Annotated in this window: 12 protein-coding genes; all 12 read left to right on the forward strand. The window is 55.8% G+C overall.

Annotated features, from left to right (window positions below):
- The first annotated feature begins 2 nt into the window (after window positions 1-2).
- Window positions 3-845 carry a sugar phosphate isomerase/epimerase family protein gene (locus ACP15L_RS14255; protein WP_425084678.1) on the forward strand — a complete coding sequence of 281 codons (843 nt, stop codon included), beginning with the start codon at window positions 3-5 and terminating at the stop codon, window positions 843-845.
- Window positions 842-1,894 (forward strand): hypothetical protein, encoded by a 1,053-nt coding sequence (locus ACP15L_RS14260; RefSeq protein WP_425084679.1) that lies wholly within the window; start codon window positions 842-844, stop codon window positions 1,892-1,894. The genes ACP15L_RS14255 and ACP15L_RS14260 overlap by 4 nt, the downstream gene beginning before the upstream one ends.
- On the forward strand, window positions 1,891-3,066 hold the full coding sequence (locus tag ACP15L_RS14265) for an FAD-dependent oxidoreductase (protein ID WP_425084680.1): 1,176 nt from the start codon (window positions 1,891-1,893) through the stop codon (window positions 3,064-3,066). Before ACP15L_RS14260 ends, ACP15L_RS14265 begins: the two co-directional genes overlap by 4 nt.
- Before the next feature lie 4 nt (window positions 3,067-3,070).
- Window positions 3,071-3,466, forward strand: a complete 396-nt coding sequence (locus ACP15L_RS14270; protein WP_425084681.1) for a GtrA family protein — start codon at window positions 3,071-3,073, stop codon at window positions 3,464-3,466.
- A gap of 4 nt (window positions 3,467-3,470) precedes the next feature.
- Window positions 3,471-4,313 (forward strand): glycosyltransferase family 2 protein, encoded by an 843-nt coding sequence (locus ACP15L_RS14275; RefSeq protein ID WP_425084682.1) that lies wholly within the window; start codon window positions 3,471-3,473, stop codon window positions 4,311-4,313.
- 515 nt (window positions 4,314-4,828) lie between these two features.
- On the forward strand, window positions 4,829-5,398 hold the full coding sequence (gene rfbC, locus ACP15L_RS14280) for a dTDP-4-dehydrorhamnose 3,5-epimerase (protein ID WP_425084683.1): 570 nt from the start codon (window positions 4,829-4,831) through the stop codon (window positions 5,396-5,398).
- A complete protein-coding gene (gene rfbB, locus ACP15L_RS14285; RefSeq protein ID WP_425084684.1) occupies window positions 5,395-6,435 on the forward strand; it encodes a dTDP-glucose 4,6-dehydratase in 1,041 nt (346 codons plus the stop codon). The genes rfbC and rfbB overlap by 4 nt, the downstream gene beginning before the upstream one ends.
- Window positions 6,432-7,301, forward strand: coding sequence for a dTDP-4-dehydrorhamnose reductase (gene rfbD / locus ACP15L_RS14290; protein ID WP_425084685.1), 870 nt, complete (start codon window positions 6,432-6,434; stop codon window positions 7,299-7,301). The genes rfbB and rfbD overlap by 4 nt, the downstream gene beginning before the upstream one ends.
- Window positions 7,302-7,312: 11 nt before the next feature.
- The gene (gene rfbA, locus ACP15L_RS14295; protein WP_425084686.1) at window positions 7,313-8,182 is read left to right on the forward strand and encodes a glucose-1-phosphate thymidylyltransferase RfbA; all 870 of its coding nucleotides are present in this window, start codon (window positions 7,313-7,315) and stop codon (window positions 8,180-8,182) included.
- A 469-nt stretch (window positions 8,183-8,651) separates the two neighbouring features.
- Window positions 8,652-9,344, forward strand: coding sequence for a sugar transferase (locus tag ACP15L_RS14300; protein ID WP_425084687.1), 693 nt, complete (start codon window positions 8,652-8,654; stop codon window positions 9,342-9,344).
- A gap of 295 nt (window positions 9,345-9,639) precedes the next feature.
- The gene (locus tag ACP15L_RS14305) at window positions 9,640-16,083 is read left to right on the forward strand and encodes a type I polyketide synthase (protein WP_425084688.1); all 6,444 of its coding nucleotides are present in this window, start codon (window positions 9,640-9,642) and stop codon (window positions 16,081-16,083) included.
- Between the two features lie 2 nt (window positions 16,084-16,085).
- Entirely contained in the window at window positions 16,086-17,096 is a 1,011-nt protein-coding gene (locus tag ACP15L_RS14310) for a glycosyltransferase family 2 protein (protein ID WP_425084689.1), read from the forward strand.

The following is a 17,096-nucleotide window of genomic DNA, read 5'->3' on the forward strand; positions in this document are numbered from 1 at the left end:
TCATGAAGTACGCCGTTTCGAATATCGCATGGTCTGCAAGTGATCGCCTTAAAGCATATGCCAAACTTCAGGCAGCAGGGATCACTGGGCTGGAAATCGCCCCGGGACTGTTATTCAGCATGGCTGATGATCCTTTTGACCCAACCGAGGCGGAGATCGCATTGGTCCAGAATGAACTGGATCGTTTTGGGCTGTCACTGGTTTCGATGCAATCGCTACTGTTCGGCGTCGAAGGGGCTGAACTGTTCGGTGACGCCTATGAGAGGGCTGCTTTTGAACAGGGATTGATGCGAGCCATAAAGTTGGCAGGTCGGCTTGGAATCCCAAATCTTGTCTTGGGATCGCCCAAACAACGACAGCGACCGTCGGGAATGGAGCCAAACGCAGCAATCGACAAAGCCATCGAAATCCTGACACCGCTGGCCGATGCTGCTGCTTTTGCAGGTACAAAAATCGCGATGGAGTGCAACCCAGCGGAATATGGCACCAATTTCCTAACAACGCCTGATGAAACGCTTGCTTTCGTCAAACGTGCTAATCATGCTGCGATTATGCTAAATTTCGACGTTGGTGCTACGCTGCTAACTGGCACATTTGATCACGTGATGGATCAGTTGATCGCGGCGGGTCCAGTTCTGAACCATGTCCATATCAGTGAGCCGTATTTGTCACCTGCGCCAGCAAACCCGCAGGACGCCGCGAAGGTGTTGCAAACTCTGGAAACGCTAGAGTATCAGCACGTTGTTTCAATTGAGATGCGCCAACCGCAAGATGGTCTGGCCGGTTTGGACACGGCGCTGGAAAATTTGCTGGAGGCGCGTGGCCTAGCCGGAGAGGCCCGATGAACGGTCCAACACTGCGCGATGACATTCTTGTATCCGTGTGTTTCACAGATGCACACGCCCCTGACGCCGCAGTCCCGCGGATCGCTGCAACTGCAAATCTGTTGAAAAAGCACTACCGTTACTGGGAGATTCTTGTCGTCAACGAAACCGACTACGATGCTGCTTTGGAAGAAGCACTCGTTGCGGTACCGAACGTCCGCTATCTTTCGGTTGTGCGCGGGCTGGACAACAGCCAGCGCCGCGTGATTGCAGCTTCTGAAGCGATTGGAGACTTTGTGGTCATTACTTCGGTAAATGAGGTCACAAGCTTCGACATTCCTGCAATGATTGATGACGCACAGGATCGCAATGCCGTAATCCTTGGACAACGCAAAGCCACTTTTTTGGCCGAGCCATTTATCGCTCTTCTTGGCCGCGCCAGCGGGTTTCACGCCAGCACTCGTGATATGCAGACCACTGCGATCCCGCGTACCGTTCTTAATCGGCTGCTGAACGATCCGAACCCGGTTCTTGCCCTGCGCTTTCCGCCACGAGACAATTCTCTGACGGTGCTGCGGCGAAGGCCTGATTTCAAAGACTCAACAAAAGTGCATGAGCCTACCTGGTCAGGACGCATGGCCAGCCGGTCCGATCTGATGTTGCGAATGGTGACTGAAGCGGGACCATCACTGCTCAGCGCAGTGGCCTTGTTCTCCGCATTCATGTTTGTCAGTGCAGTATTCTTTGCAATCTATGTGGTGATTATCTATCTGACCAAAACCGATATTGCGGAAGGCTGGACCACCCTTTCGCTATCAATCTCAGGGATGCTCGCCTTTTTGGGTGCCGCGTTGTTTGCGATTTGTGTCACCCTGCGCAAAGCGATGGAAATCATGCGCGGCCGAACGATCGACTATCTGGTGGCTGAGCGAAGCTCCGTTGATCTGTTTGAAAGCGTGTCAAACGCGCTGAATGTCGACACGGATGGCACCGAAAGCTTGGAAGATCGGCGAGAAGCCACGCCAGACTCGAAACTGGTCCATAAGCAGACGGCTGGAGGTGCACCGTGACATCTCCGCGACGCGTTAAGTATCTGGTGATCGGTGGTGGATTCTATGGCTGCTGCTTGGCTCTTTTCTTGCGCTCGACCACGCAGGATGTGACTTTGGTAGAGGCAAGCTCCGAGATTATGACTCGCGCATCACGGGTCAATCAGGCGCGCTTGCATTCCGGATTCCACTACCCGCGCTCAATGCTAACCGCACTAAAATCGCGTAAGCTGTGCCAGCGCTTTGCAACAGATTTTCCCGACGCAATCGTATCGGACTTCCAGATGCTCTATGCTGTAGCGCGTCAGCGGTCCAAAGTATCTGCCAATCGATTTCGCAAGATGTTTGAAAACATGAAGGCCCCAATCGCGTTGGCGTCGCGTCAAGAAGCCGCAATGTTCGACGACGACAGGATCGAGGCGGTGTTTCGCGCAGACGAATTCGCGTTTGACTACTCTGTTTTGGCAAACCAACTGATGGCGCAAATTGATGCGTTCGACCTCGATCTGAGATTAGGAACCGAGGTGGTATCGATCGATGACAACCCTGATGCCGAGGCGGCGATCGTTCACCTTTCTGACGGCAGTGAAGTCCTTGCTGATCATGTCTTTAACGTCACCTATGCGCAGATCAACCATGTTTTACGGGACTCCGGGCTGCCGCTGGCAAGACTCAAACATGAGATGACCGAGCTCGCTCTCGTTGATCCGCCGGACGAAATGCAGAATCATGCCGTCACGGTGATGGATGGACCGTTTTTTTCCCTAATGCCCTACCCGGCAGCGGGCAAATACTCGTTAACGCACGTTCGCTATACCCCGCACGTAAGCTGGACGGATCAAGCTACTTCGGTTTCACCGTATAAAGCATTCGACCAAATTGAACTCGAAAGCCGCCTCAGACACATGGTTTTGGACGCCGCGCGTTATTTGCCATGCGTTGGTCAAATTACGAGTGGCGAGTCAATCTACGACGTCAAAACCGTGCTTGTGAAGAATGAAGTCGATGACGGGCGCCCTATCCTGGTGCACGAAGAGCCACCAGGTGGACGGGTCACATCCGTTCTGGGCGGCAAGATCGACAATATTTATGACCTGTTTTCCCATTTAAGGGCGCGGCATGATGCCTTAAAATATGCCGATTTCAGATACATCCTTACGGGCTCAGACATACATGTCACGGCGTCGGCATGACTTCTTGCGATACGGCGCCACCGTGGCGCTCGGCTTGGTCGTCGATCTGACCGCCGCACGAAGCGCTCTGGCGTTTGGCGTACCACTTGAATTGTCTGCCATAATTGGTGTTGCATGCGGTGCACTCTTCAATTTTATCGTACTCGATCTTTGGGCTTTTGCAGGTCAAAAAGCCAAAGGTGCTGGATCGCGGCAGCTGCGCTACCTTGGGGCTCTCGTCGTCACAATGGCAGTTCGGGCGGCTGCTGTTTGGAGCCTCGCTGCCATTCTTCCTGCGCAAACTGCACCCATGATCATACTGTGTCTGGCCGTCGGCGTGTCGTTCACCATCAATTTCTTGCTTTCAAAACACTGGGTTTTTCAGCGCAGCGACCGGCCGCAATCAACATCTGGAGAATGATTGGATGCACTCCGATACAAATACCGAGGCACGCGAAGACGTGCATTCATTTCCCTCCTGTGACGACACAAATTGGCAGGTTCCCGAGTTTGATGTTTTGGACCTAGGTTCGAAACAGCACAAATTCGTCCTCGTGATACCTGTCCTGAATGAGGGCCAGCGGATTCAAGGTCAGCTACGCAACCTCGCCGCTCTGAACCACCCGATTGATATTATTATTGCCGATGGAGGCTCGACCGATGGCTCTTTAGAAGCCGATTTTCTAAGAGAAGTCGGCGTTCGTGCGCGTCTGACGAAAACAGGACCCGGAAAGCTCAGCGCGCAGCTTCGAATGGCTTACGCCTGGGCATTGCGGCAAGGGTATGAAGGTATAGTTACCGTTGATGGCAACGGGAAGGACGGGATGGAGGCCATACCTCTGTTTTTAGAAAAAATGTCCAACGGTTACGACTATGTACAGGGCTCACGCTATCACACGGATGGTGCTCACGAAAACACTCCGCTTGAGCGCACTATGGCCAACCGGATGATTCACGCGCCAATTCTCAGCCTTGCGTCTGGCACAAAGCTGACTGACACCACAAACGGCTATCGCGCCTATTCCGCTCGATTTCTGATGAACCCTGCCGTGCAGCCTTTCCGAAACGTGTTCGACGCGTACGAACTCCTGTTCTACCTGAGTGTGCGAGCGGGCCAACTTGGCCTACGCGTCACAGAAGTGCCTGTATCGCGCAGCTATCCTCGGAGCGGTAAAACCCCGACCAAGATCGCGGGATTTTCCGGCAAGTTGAAGATCCTCAAACAAACACTTGCCGCTGCGCTGGGTTCGTTTTCACCTAAAGACTGACCAAGCAATGCGGAAAACATGACTGTCTTGAATGGAAATGACATAAGGCCCACCGTCAAGGCCTGTTACGTACACCTGAACAATTGCTGTCTGTGGTTAAATGAATGTCAAATCTCGCCATACGTTAAGGGGGTGAGTATCGCCTGAAGGCATTTCTTGGGCTCCGCTAGGTGTTCAGCCCAAGCGTCCCGTGAGTTGAATTTGGGACGAACCGGTCGTTCAATGATGTCCAGAATTTGCAGGTTTATTCATAATGGGTGAGTCCGCTCGGCGTGTCCAATTTGCGAGCACAATCATAAGCATCCAGGCAGCCATCAAACGACCGAAGGCCAAATCTCGGATCGATGAAATCAATTGGGATTTTCTGCCAGAGCAAACTCTTAGTCTCTCGTCCTCGCTGACATCTGAACAGTCGGTTCATTTTTCGGTTCATTGACAAAGGCTTATGTGATAGAAACAACTGTCTGAGCGCTGCCGAGTGATGAGCCGGCGCGCAAAAGGAGAGATTCAAATCCATGGACATAAAGCCTCTTGGTATTCCTGATATAAAACTGATTACACCTCGGCGTTTTGGCGATGATCGTGGTTTTTTCGAAGAAACCTATAACCTGGACAGCTTTGTCAGCCATGGGATCGAAACAGTTTTCGTACAGGACAACCATTCCCTGTCAGCAACTGTTGGAACCGTACGCGGACTACATTTTCAGGCTCCGCCAATGGCTCAGGCGAAACTCGTGCGATGCGGGCGCGGCCGATTGTTCGACGTGGCCGTAGATATCCGCAAAGGTTCCCCCACTTTTGGCAGATGGGTCGGCGCAGAACTCAGCTTTGACAATGGGCAGATGCTATTGGTTCCCGAGGGTTTTGCCCATGGTTTCATGACATTGGAGCCGGACACCGAGATCGTATACAAGTGCTCAAATACCTACGCTCCGGAAACAGAGGGTGCCATACGGTGGGATGATCCTGATATTGGAATTAATTGGCCCCTCGACGTGGCGGAAATCAAAGTATCCGATAAAGATATCAGAGCCCTGCTTTTGAGAGATTTTGATTCCCCGTTCAGGTTCGAGGATGTTTTATGAAGATTTTAGTCACAGGCGGCGCAGGCTTTATCGGCTCTGCTGTGATACGGCGTGCAATTGCTGACGGCCATTCCGTAGTGAATGTCGACGCTCTGACCTATGCGTCCTGCCTCGATAATGTGGCTGAAGTGGCTGACTCAGCAGACTACACTTTTGAACATGCTGATATTCGCGATTCAGAAGCTATGTCTGGCGTTTTGCGCAAGCATAATCCATGTGCGATAATGCACCTTGCGGCCGAAAGTCATGTGGACCGTTCTATCGACGGACCCGCCGCCTTTATCGAAACCAATGTGACTGGGACCTACGTGCTGCTTGAGGCGGCACGCGATTTTTGGGTGACTTCAGGCCGTCCCGAGAACTTCCGTTTTCACCACATCTCTACCGATGAGGTTTTTGGTTCCTTGGGTGAGACAGGTTTTTTCACCGAAGACAGCCCTTATCGGCCTAACTCACCTTATTCAGCTTCAAAGGCGAGCTCAGATCATCTTGTCCGAGCCTGGCACGAAACCTTTGGATTGCCCGTCGTGCTGACCAATTGCTCTAACAACTACGGCCCCTATCAGTTTCCGGAAAAACTGGTCCCCGTGGTAATCCTGAGCGCGCTGTCGGGAAAGCCCATTCCCATTTATGGCGCTGGCGATAACATTCGCGACTGGCTGCATGTCGAAGACCACGCCGAAGCGCTGTTATTGGTTCTGGAAAAAGGTGCGATTGGGCGCAGCTACAACATTGGCGGAGAGAATGAGATGACCAATCTCGACTTGGTAAAAATGCTCTGCGCTATTCTCGACCGATTGAAACCACACACAACTCCCTACGCTGACCAGATCAAATTTGTCGCAGACCGGCCGGGGCATGACCGTCGGTATGCCATTGATCCAACACGCATGCGAGAAGAGCTAAAATGGAGCCCGTCCTACACACCCGAAAAGGGCCTTGAACAAACCGTACGCTGGTACTTGGACAATAGCGCTTGGCTAAGTGCATTGCAGGCCCGCAGCGGCGTGGGTGAACGGCTCGGTATTGCGCAATGAAAGCATTGGTCTTTGGCCATGGAGGTCAAGTAGCGACTGAACTCCGAAGGCACGCGCGCCGACAGGGCATTATCCTTGAAGCCTTGGATCGATCTCAGGTTGATTTGTACAATCCTGCAGCGTGCGCGGAAGCAGTCCGAGGCACAAATGCTGAGGTGATCATCAATGCTGCCGCTTATACTGCGGTGGATCAAGCCGAAGACGAACCGGAGCTGGCTCAGTTGGCCAATGGAGACGCTCCGGGTGCTATGGCGCAGGCGTCAGCCGAGTGCGGTCTGCCGTTTCTCCACCTCTCTACCGATTATGTTTTTGACGGATCCGGCGAGGCACCCAGGTCTGAGGCCGACCCCACCGGACCACTTGGGGTGTATGGCCGCACCAAACTCGACGGAGAACGCCAAATCGCCGAAACCGGAGGTTGGTACGCTGTTCTACGGACCAGTTGGGTTTTTTCGTCGCACGGAAAGAACTTCGTCAAAACTATTCTACGGTTAGCCGAGACTCACGACAGACTTACTGTCGTTGCGGACCAGATCGGAGGACCAACGCCTGCCGCGGATATTGCCGAGGCTCTTCTTTTGATCGCCGCGAAAGCGCGCACGACTGAAGGCGGCATCTTACATTATTCCGGCGCTCCAAGCGTCAGCTGGGCAGATTTTGCGCGCGAAGTGGTTTCGCAGGCAGGATTGACCGCTCAAATCGAAGATATCCCGACCGTGGACTACCCCACCCCGGCCAAAAGACCATCGAATTCGCGCCTCGATTGTTCGCTGATCAAGGATATCTACGGCATTTCTCAGCCCAATTGGCAAACCGGCCTGACCCAAGTTTTGGCCGACTTGGAAGTGGCAGGCGCTAGGTTTTGAAAGGACGAACTATGCAACGCAAAGGCATTATCCTTGCCGGTGGATCGGGAACTCGGCTTTATCCAACCACCATTGCCGTTTCAAAGCAGCTTTTGCCCATTTATGACAAGCCGATGATCTTCTATCCGCTCAGTGTTCTGATGTTGTCGAACATCCGAGAGATTGCGATCATCACGACTCCGCAGGACCAAGAACAGTTCCAACGCCTATTGGGCGATGGCAGCCAATACGGTCTTTCCCTGACATGGTTGACGCAGCCTTCGCCGGATGGCTTGGCGCAAGCCTATATCCTTGCCGAAGAGTTTCTGGCAGGTGCACCATCGGCAATGATTTTAGGAGATAACATTTTCTTTGGTCATGGTTTGCCCGACCTTTTGCGATCTGCTGACGCGCTAGATCAAGGTGGCACCGTCTTCGCATATCGGGTGACCGACCCCGAGCGCTACGGCGTAGTCGACTTCGACGACAACAACAAAGCATGCGCCATAATCGAGAAACCCAGCGTGCCGCCTTCGCATTATGCAGTTACCGGGCTGTATTTCCTCGATTCAGAAGCACCGGCTCGCGCCCGCAAGGTGCAACCATCTGCTCGCGGCGAACTTGAAATTACGTCGCTACTTGAAACTTACCTGGTCGAAGGGCGTTTGGATGTCCAAACGATGGGTCGCGGCTTTGCATGGCTGGACACTGGCACCCATGGGTCACTTTTGGATGCAGGTAATTTCGTCCGCACTTTAACCGACCGGCAAGGTATGCAAACCGGAAGTCTAGACGAAATCGCTTGGGCAAATGGCTGGATCAGTGATGACGCTCTAGCCGATCGCGCGAAGCTCTTCGCAAAATCTACCTATGGCGCATATCTCGAACTGCTTTTGAGTTAAGAACGAAAGCAAAGACGACGGCGGCGTCGTTTCGGCTGGCATCAACTCACTTCAGTTTTGCCAAATAGCATATGGTGTTCACGGGCTTTCGATACGCGACTAAAAAATGGGCGATTCGACCTCGAAAACACGATCTCGTTTAAGCATAGACAACTGAAACTCATTTGCCCGCCACGTATAGGCTCAGCGAAGACTTGAAACTCAACTCAAAATTGATCCCGTTTCCGATAGAGAGAACAATGCCCGAGAATGTGCTCAATTGTGCGGCGAATGCGGCGAAAAAATGTCGAACAGGCCCGATTCACTCTTTGAGAAGTTATTTGTAACTGTATAAACTAGTTCACGTACTAAGGGCACAGTTTCGTGTTAGGTCTTGTCTACGGTAGTTCGTGTGTTGGGGAATTTTTTGGTCCCCTTGAGTTACCGCTTAATTGGTGAAGCCAGATTTGGCTTAAGGTTAAAGGTTGAAATGTCTATTCAGGATACGAACTTTCGCACCGACACCGTTACATGCGGTTCAGTTGTTGAGGCCGGCAAAGCCTCGGTAAACGCCGCTCAACCCTACCGCAACACATTCAAACGCCTGATAGATTTGGCCATTGTGTTGGTGACCCTACCAATCGTGGCGTCAGTAGTACTGGTTCTCGCGCTTATGGTTGCGCGAGACGGATCAAATCCCTTCTACGCCCAATCCCGCGTTGGTCGCGGTGGAAGAGTCTTCAAGATGTGGAAGTTGCGCTCAATGGTTCCGAACGCGCAGTTATTGCTCGAAGACTATTTGACAGAAAACCCGGCTGCTCGGCAGGAATGGGACGAAACCCAAAAGCTGCAGAATGACCCCCGAATCACGCCGTTCGGTCATGCCCTTCGCAAGACTTCTCTGGACGAACTGCCGCAGTTGTGGAACGTACTGATGGGTGAAATGAGCCTGGTCGGACCGCGCCCGATGCTTCCTGAACAGCAAGAGCTGTATCCGGGCGTAGCATATTTCACCCTGCGTCCCGGCATGACCGGATCTTGGCAGGTGTCCAAGCGCAATTCCAGCTCCTTCGCAAGCCGCGCCGAGTTCGACACCTCATACGCCGACAATCTAAACTTCAAAACCGATCTGGGTATTCTGTATTCGACGGTTGGTGTAGTCGTACGCGCCACGGGCATCTGAGCGAATACTCTCAACTGCAGCGGAGTTGAATCGCGTCAGTAAATGGCTTGCCGTGGCTGGCGCAATAATTCTTCTGGCTTCAGATTGTAGAGAATTCGGAAACCATCGAAGAGCGCTTTTCATTCCCGGAAATCCACGGTCCAAAGCTCGCGTGTGGTGTTTTTTTTGGCATTATGAGGCCCCTACACCATAATGCTGGGGATTGCGGGCAGCACAGGCCGTAAAATTCAGCGCACACGCATCACTTTCGTTTGGCAATCCCTACAGCGGGACTTAAACTCAAATCGGTTTATTTATGGATGGTTCTACTGTGAGTATTTCTGCCAGGGACGGCGACATCGCAATCGTTGGCATGGCCGCGCATTTGCCCGGTTCGTCTTCGATTGAAGCATATTGGTCCAACCTGTGCGAGGGGGTGGAATCTATCCACCAGCTCAGCAGGGAACAGCTCATTGCGAACGGTGAGACTCCACATTTGCTTGAGCGGCCTGACTATGTGCCGTTTGCCGCGCCGCTGGATCGGTTCGAGGAATTTGACGCCGAGTTTTTCGGTCTTTCCCCAAAAGAAGCCGCCATCATGGACCCGCAACACCGCCAGTTTCTGGAGGTGGCTTGGGAAGCGCTGGAAAACGCTGGCCATCCGCCTGAAAACTTTCCCGGACCTATCGGCGTGTTCGCAGGCTGCGGCATGGGCAGCTATTTTTATTTCAATGTCTGCTCGAACCGGGATCTGGTCGACGATGTGGGCATGTTCTTGTTGCGCCATACCGGCAATGACAAGGATTTCCTGTCGACCCGGCTGAGCCATATCCTCGACCTCAAGGGGCCGAGCGTGAATGTGCAGACAGCATGTTCGACCTCGCTGGTCGCAACGCATTATGCAACGCAAGCTTTGTTGACCGGTGAGTGCGATATGGCGATTGCTGGGGGGGTTACGATCGAACTCCCTCATAACAGAGGTTATGTTTATAAAGAGGGTGAGGTTCTCTCACCCGACGGCCATTGCCATGCCTTCGATCATCGCGCGCAAGGCACTGTTTTTGGCTCGGGCGCTGGCGCTGTCATTTTGCGGCGTCTGTCTGATGCGATTGAGGATGGCGACCATATCTGGGGCGTGATCCGCGGCACGGCGATCAACAATGATGGTGCGGCCAAAGCCGGGTACTTGGCGCCATCTGTGGATGGTCAGGCCGCCGCGATTTCCGAGGCCCATGTGATGGCCGATGTTCAAGCCGACACGGTGGATTACATCGAATGCCACGGCACCGGCACCTATCTGGGTGATCCAATCGAAGTGGCCGCGCTGACACAGGCATTTTCGGAGACCACACAGGAAACGGGCTTCTGCCGGCTGGGCTCGGTCAAGACCAATATCGGCCATCTGGATACCGCCGCCGGGGTGGCCAGCTTGATCAAGACCTCGCTGGCGCTGCATCACAAACAGATCCCGCCCAGCCTGGGCTACGAGAAACCCAACCCGGCGATCGATTTTGAGAACAGCCCGTTCCGGGTGAATGACACTCTGACCGATTGGGTCTCGTACAAAGGTCCGCGCCGAGCCGGGGTGAATTCTCTGGGCGTCGGCGGCACGAATGCTCATGCCATTCTGGAGGAAGCGCCCGAGCAGGCCGCATCCGAGCCGTCAGATTGGCCGTTTCAAATCCTTACGGTCTCGGCGCGGGGCAAGAAAGCGCTGGATGCCAACAGTGCGGCACTGGCCGAACATCTGCGAGCCAATCCCGATCAGGATTTGGCCGATATCGCATGGACCCTGAAAAACGGACGGCGCGGGTTCGAAAAGCGGCGCGTTATCGTCGCTGAAACCCATGAAGAAGCCGCCGCGATCCTTGAGGAAAGCGATCCACGTAGGGTGTTCACCCATACGGTGATTTCGGACGCACCAGAGCATGTCTTCATGTTCCCCGGCGGAGGCGCTCAGTACGCCGGTATGGCGCGCGACCTCTATGAGACCGAGCCGGTCTTTGCCGATTGGATGGATCGGGGTCTGGATATCCTGCAGGCCAAGCTGGACTATGATATCCGCGCGATCTGGCTGCCTGAACCGGGCCGGGAAGAGGCTGCGGATGAGCGGTTGAAGACGCCCTCGGTGCAGCTGCCGCTGATCATGATCACCGAATATGCGCTGGCGCAGCTTTGGATGGAATGGGGTGTTCAGCCCACCGCTCTGGTCGGCCATTCGATGGGCGAAAACACCGCCGCTTGCGTGGCCGGTGTGATGTCGTTTGAGGATTGCATCGGTCTGGTGCATCTGCGCGGGCAACTGTTTGATACGGTGCCCGCTGGCGGGATGCTGAGCGTCCCCCTGCCCGCCGATGATCTGCGGCCGCTACTTGGCGATGACCTTGATCTGGGTGCCGTGAACGCCCCCAGCCTGAGCGTTGCAACCGGACCTCAGGCGGCGCTGGACGATCTGGAGGACCGCCTGCGCAATCAGGGTGTCGACTGTCAGCGTATCCCGATCGATATCGCCGCACATTCGCGGATGCTGGAGCCTATTCTGAAGGAATTCGGCGACTATTTGCGCTCGATCGAGTTGAAGGCCCCGCAGATCCCCTTCCCCTCGAACCGCAGTGGCAACTGGATCACCGAGGCCGAGGCCACGGACCCCGAATACTGGGTCGGCCATCTGCGCAACACCGTCCATTTTGCTGATTGCATCACCACGCTGTCCGAGAACCCTGAGCGCATCTTTATCGAAGTCGGCCCCGGCAAGGCGCTGGCCTCTCTGACCGGACAGCATGACAAGGTCGACGCCAATCAGGTGATCAGCAGCCTGCGTCACCCAAATGATGATGTGGCTGACGATGCTTATTTCATGGCCATGCTGGGCCGGATCTGGGCTTTGGGCGGCGCGTTCGACTGGGAACAGATCTGGGGCGAGGCGCGGCGCAACCGCGTGCCTCTGCCCACCTATGCCTTCCAGCGCTCACCTTACTTCATTGAACCCGGCACGACACAGATCGAGACAGCCAGCCAATGGCTGATGCGCACCGAAGACCCTGCCGATTGGGGCTATCGCGTGGCCTGGACACCGAAATATGCGGCCTGCGATGTGGATGTCACCGGCGATCTCTCGGATGCGGCACAGGAAAGCTGGCTGATCTTTGCGGATGAGGCTGGGCTGTGTACCAACCTGACCGAGCGCCTGAAGCAAGCCGGTCACAAGGTGGTCACGGTCATGCCCGGCGATGCCTTTGCGCGCATCAGCGAGGATCATTACCAACTGGCCCCCGAACGCGGGCGCGAAAGTTATGACGCGCTGATCCGCGATCTGGTTGCACAGGAACACCTCCCAACCCGAATTGTGCATGGCTGGCTGCTGACACAGGCCGAGACCTTCCGCCCCGGCGGTAGTTTCTTCCATCGCAATCTGGAACAGGGCTTTTACAGCTTGTTCTTCCTGGCGCAGGCCATTGGGGACGAAGATCTGCCGATGCCCCTGCACCTTCATGTCCTCAGCTCGGGCGCGCTGCAGGTGAGGGATGAAGCCCTGCCCTATCCCGAGAAAGCCACGGTCACCGGCCCGACCCGCGTGATCCCGCGCGAAATCCCCGGCCTGACCTGTGCGCTGCTGGATATCGATCTGCCGCAGAACGCTGGCAAGCGCCGGACCCCTGCCCTGCCCGACGGCCTAACCGATCAGGTGCTAGAAGACCTGCTGGCTCCGCCCGCTTCGTTTACAGCGGCGATCCGCGTGGGCAAGCGTTTTGAACAAGGTTATCGCCCGCAGGCTCTGACAGAACCGTCTCTGGACGATCTGCCGTTGCGCGATGGCGGCAACTATCTGATCACCGGCGGTTTTGGCGGCATTGGCCTGACTTTGGCCGAGGCGCTGATTACGAAGGTGAATGCCAATATCGTCCTGCTCGCGCGTGGAGACCTACCGCCACGGGATCAGTGGGAAACCGTGCTCAACAACTCGGCCCCGCAGAACAAGACGGCCCGCCGTATCCGCGCCATCGAAAAGCTGGAAACGACCGGGGGCAAAGTGCTGCCGATGTCGGTAGATGTCAGCAACGTTGAAGAGATGCGCCGCTGCGTCGAAAGCGCCACGCAGGAATTCGGCCAGATTAACGGTGTGATCCATGCGGCTGGCCTGATCGACGATGCGCCGATCATGACCAAGACCATGATGGAGATCGAGGATGTCTTTACGCCCAAGATCCATGGCACGCAGGTCATCGACCAGATTTTCCCCGATGGATCACTAGACTGGCTGGTTCTGTTCTCGTCCAGTTCGACCGCAACGGCACCGGTGGGTCAGGTCGATTATGTGGCCGCCAATGACTACCTGAACGCCTATGCGCGCGCGCGTTCGGGCGACAAAACGCAGGTTGTGTCGGTCAACTGGGGCATCTGGGCCGATGTGGGCATGGCTGCGGATGCGATGGAGGCTCGGACCGGCACTGCCGAGCCTGCGCCGGTCACGTCGGCAGATGTGCCAATGCTGGATCGGGCAACATTCGATGACACCGGAAACCGCCTGCTCAGCGCAACCTACAACGCCCATGACCGCTGGTTCCTGAACGATCACCGGACCAAGGCCGGGCATGCTCTGGTGCCTGGCACCGGCTATCTGGAACTGGCGTCTGAGGCACTGCGCGTGCAAGGCGAAACCGGTCCGTTTGAAATTCGCGATCTGTATTTTCTGCGCCCCCTTGCAGTGTCCGATAGCGAAGATCAGCAAGTCCGCCTGCGCCTGCCGCGCAGCAATGTGGGCTATGACCTAACGGTCGAGAGCGGGTCGGACGATGCGTTCGAACTGAACGCCCAAGCCAGCTTGTCTCTGTTGCCGTTAATCGCGCCCGCACCGCTGGATGTGGCGGCCATCGCCGCCCGTTGCGGCCCGGCCCATCAGGCCGAAGGTGCAGGGCGTCTGCGATCCCCGCAGGAGGCACATCTGAATTTCGGCCCGCGCTGGCGAGTGCTGACCTCAACCGCGCTGGGGCAGGATGAAGGTCTGGCCCATCTGGCTCTGCCCGAGGGCTTGCAAACGGATATCGAGGCAGGCTACCACCTGCATCCGGCCCTGATGGATCTGGCCACGGGCTGGGCGATGGAACTGATCGCGGGATATCAGGCCTCGCACCTTTGGGTACCAGTCTCGTATCGCTCGGTCCGCGTTTATGCACCGCTGCCCGCGCAGATCGTCAGTTGGGTCCGCAACGCGGGCGATAACCGCGCCGAAGGCGAGGCCGCCAGTTTCGACGTCACCATCGCCGCCCCGGACGGCACAATCTGTATCGAGGTCGAGGGCTTCTCGATCCGTCGGATGGAAGATGCGGTGGATTTCGCCTTTACCGAAAGCGCCCCGACGATCACCTCTGAGGTCGACGCCCCCGCCCCCCTGTCCCCGGCCGAGGAACGGCTGCGTCACAACCTGTCTCAGGGTATTCCGGCGACAGAAGGAGCGGACCTGTTCTTCAAGGCACTGGCCAGCGGGCAATCGCAGATCATCCTGTCCTCGCTGGATCTGGAGGGACTGATCGCGCAGGCCGCCGATAGCGGCGCATCCACCGAAAGCTCGGATCAGAAATTCCAACGGCCCGAGTTGGACTCGGATTACGTTGCGCCGGAAAATGACATCGAACGCCGCCTCGCCGGGTTCTGGCAGGAACTACTGGGTGTTGATGAGATCGGTGTCGAGGACAGTTTTTTCGATCTGGGGGGACATTCCCTGATCGCGGTGCGCCTGTTCGCGCAAATCCGGAAAGCCTATAATGTGGATTTTCCGATTTCGGTCCTGTTCGAGGCCCCAACCATCCGCAAATGCGCCGACCTGATCGCTGCCCGCGGCGTGCCGAAAGAGGGCGACGAAGGGGACGCACCAGCAGCGGCCCCGGCCACACCGGAACGTCGCTTCACCCATCTGGTGCCAATGCATTCCGGCGAGGGTGGGCCAAAGACTCCGTTCTTCCTGGTGGCCGGCATGTTCGGAAATGTGCTGAACCTGCGCCATCTGGCGCATCTGGTGGGCACCGACCGTCCCTTCTACGGCCTACAGGCGCGCGGTCTTTATGGTGATGAGGAACCGCACCGCGATCTGCGCGAGGCCGCCAAGGACTATATCGCAGAGATGCGACAGGTACAGCCCTCGGGGCCGTACATGCTGGGCGGTTTCTCGGGTGGCGGTATCACGGCTTATGAGATCGCTCGTCAGCTCACTGAGGCCGGGGAAGAGATCGCGGCACTAGTCATGCTGGATACACCCCTACCGGTACGGCACCCACTTAGCAAAGCGGATCGTTTCAAGATTCAGCTGCAGGAGATGCGGAACAAGGGCGCAAGCTACCCCATTCAATGGGCCAAGAACCGGATCGCCTGGGAAATCCAAAAACGCCAATCTAAGGAAGAAACAGCTGAGACCGGCCAGCAATTCCACGACACCGAGATTGAGGCCGCATTTTTGGAAAGCGTCAACAGCTATCCCTTGCACCCATGGGATGGCCCCCTGACCCTGTTCCGGCCGCCTTTGGTCGGGAAATGGGAACTGGGGCCTGGGAAGCTGGTTCACCAAGAACGCTACTATCTATCTCATGACAACGACTGGACACCCTGGGCCCCAAGTATCGAGGTGTTCGAGGTGCCCGGAGACCATGACTCGATGGTGCTGGAACCGAACGTGCGGGTGCTGGCAGCACAGATGAAAACCTGCCTTGAAAACGCAGAACGCCGAATATTGCACTTCAGACGCACTCTGCAAGAGGCAGCGGAATAGCCATGTCTGATCCAGTACTCCTTACCATTATTCTTAACTACAAAACCGCGGACATGACGTTGCGCTCGGTAGAGGCCGCTCGGAAGGCCATGGAAGGGATCGCAGGAGAAATCATCGTTGTAGACAACGACTCACAGGATGGATCGTTCGAGGCCATCTCGAAACGCGTTCAAGAACAAAATTGGGATCAGGACAGTCGCGTTCGGACCATCCAGTCTGGGCACAATGGTGGCTTCGGTGCTGGCAATAATGTAGGTATTCGCGCGGGCCTTTCCGATGGGACGCGACCGGACTACGTCTACATCCTGAATTCCGACGCCTTCCCTGCTACGGACGCCGTCCGCATATTGATGGAGCATCTGGAAACCACGCCGGAAGCTGGTTTTGCAGGCAGCTATATCTTCGGCGATGACGACGAGCCGCACCTGACAAGCTTCCGCTTTCCTTCTGTCGCAAGCGAATTTGAAAGCAGTATCAACTTTGGCCCTGTCACTCGGTTGTTCAAGAACCGGATCGTGCCCATTCCCATCCCGACCGAGACCCGGCCCGTTGACTGGTTGGCTGGGGCCAGCCTGATGATGCGGCAGGACGTGTTGGATGAGATCGGCCTCTTTGATGAAACGTTTTTCCTGTATTTCGAGGAAACCGATCTCTGCCTACGGGCCGCGCGCGCCGGGTATCGCACCGATTACGTGCGTACCAGCGCTGTGATGCACATCGGTTCGGTGACCACGGGTATGAAAAGCTGGAACCGGGTGCCAACCTATTGGTTTGACTCCCGTCTTCATTACTTCGTCAAAAACCATGGCGCAATTTATGCCGCATGCGCCACCTGTGTGCATTTGACAGGTGGCTTTCTGCACTGGCTACGATGCTTAATAACACGCAGGCAAAGCGGTGTGCCGCCCCATTTTTTGCGTACTCTTGCTTGGCATGACTTGTCCGCATTCATGCGCGCGCCTTGGCGCAAACGCAGTTCGGACCAACAAACCAGGCCTGTTATTGGAGAATAA

It is taken from the genome of Ruegeria profundi, assembly GCF_049800715.1.
In the GTDB taxonomy this organism is placed as follows: Bacteria; Pseudomonadota; Alphaproteobacteria; order Rhodobacterales; family Rhodobacteraceae; genus Ruegeria; species Ruegeria profundi_A.

Coding starts and splice junctions, on each gene's coding strand:
- ACP15L_RS14300 (WP_425084687.1), top strand. CDS start 8,652: ATGTCTATTCAGGATACGAACTTTCGCACCGACACCGTTACATGCGGT.
- ACP15L_RS14255 (WP_425084678.1), top strand. CDS start 3: ATGAAGTACGCCGTTTCGAATATCGCATGGTCTGCAAGTGATCGCCTT.
- ACP15L_RS14305 (WP_425084688.1), top strand. CDS start 9,640: ATGGATGGTTCTACTGTGAGTATTTCTGCCAGGGACGGCGACATCGCA.
- rfbC (WP_425084683.1), top strand. CDS start 4,829: ATGGACATAAAGCCTCTTGGTATTCCTGATATAAAACTGATTACACCT.
- rfbB (WP_425084684.1), top strand. CDS start 5,395: ATGAAGATTTTAGTCACAGGCGGCGCAGGCTTTATCGGCTCTGCTGTG.
- rfbA (WP_425084686.1), top strand. CDS start 7,313: ATGCAACGCAAAGGCATTATCCTTGCCGGTGGATCGGGAACTCGGCTT.
- ACP15L_RS14260 (WP_425084679.1), top strand. CDS start 842: ATGAACGGTCCAACACTGCGCGATGACATTCTTGTATCCGTGTGTTTC.
- rfbD (WP_425084685.1), top strand. CDS start 6,432: ATGAAAGCATTGGTCTTTGGCCATGGAGGTCAAGTAGCGACTGAACTC.
- ACP15L_RS14275 (WP_425084682.1), top strand. CDS start 3,471: ATGCACTCCGATACAAATACCGAGGCACGCGAAGACGTGCATTCATTT.
- ACP15L_RS14310 (WP_425084689.1), top strand. CDS start 16,086: ATGTCTGATCCAGTACTCCTTACCATTATTCTTAACTACAAAACCGCG.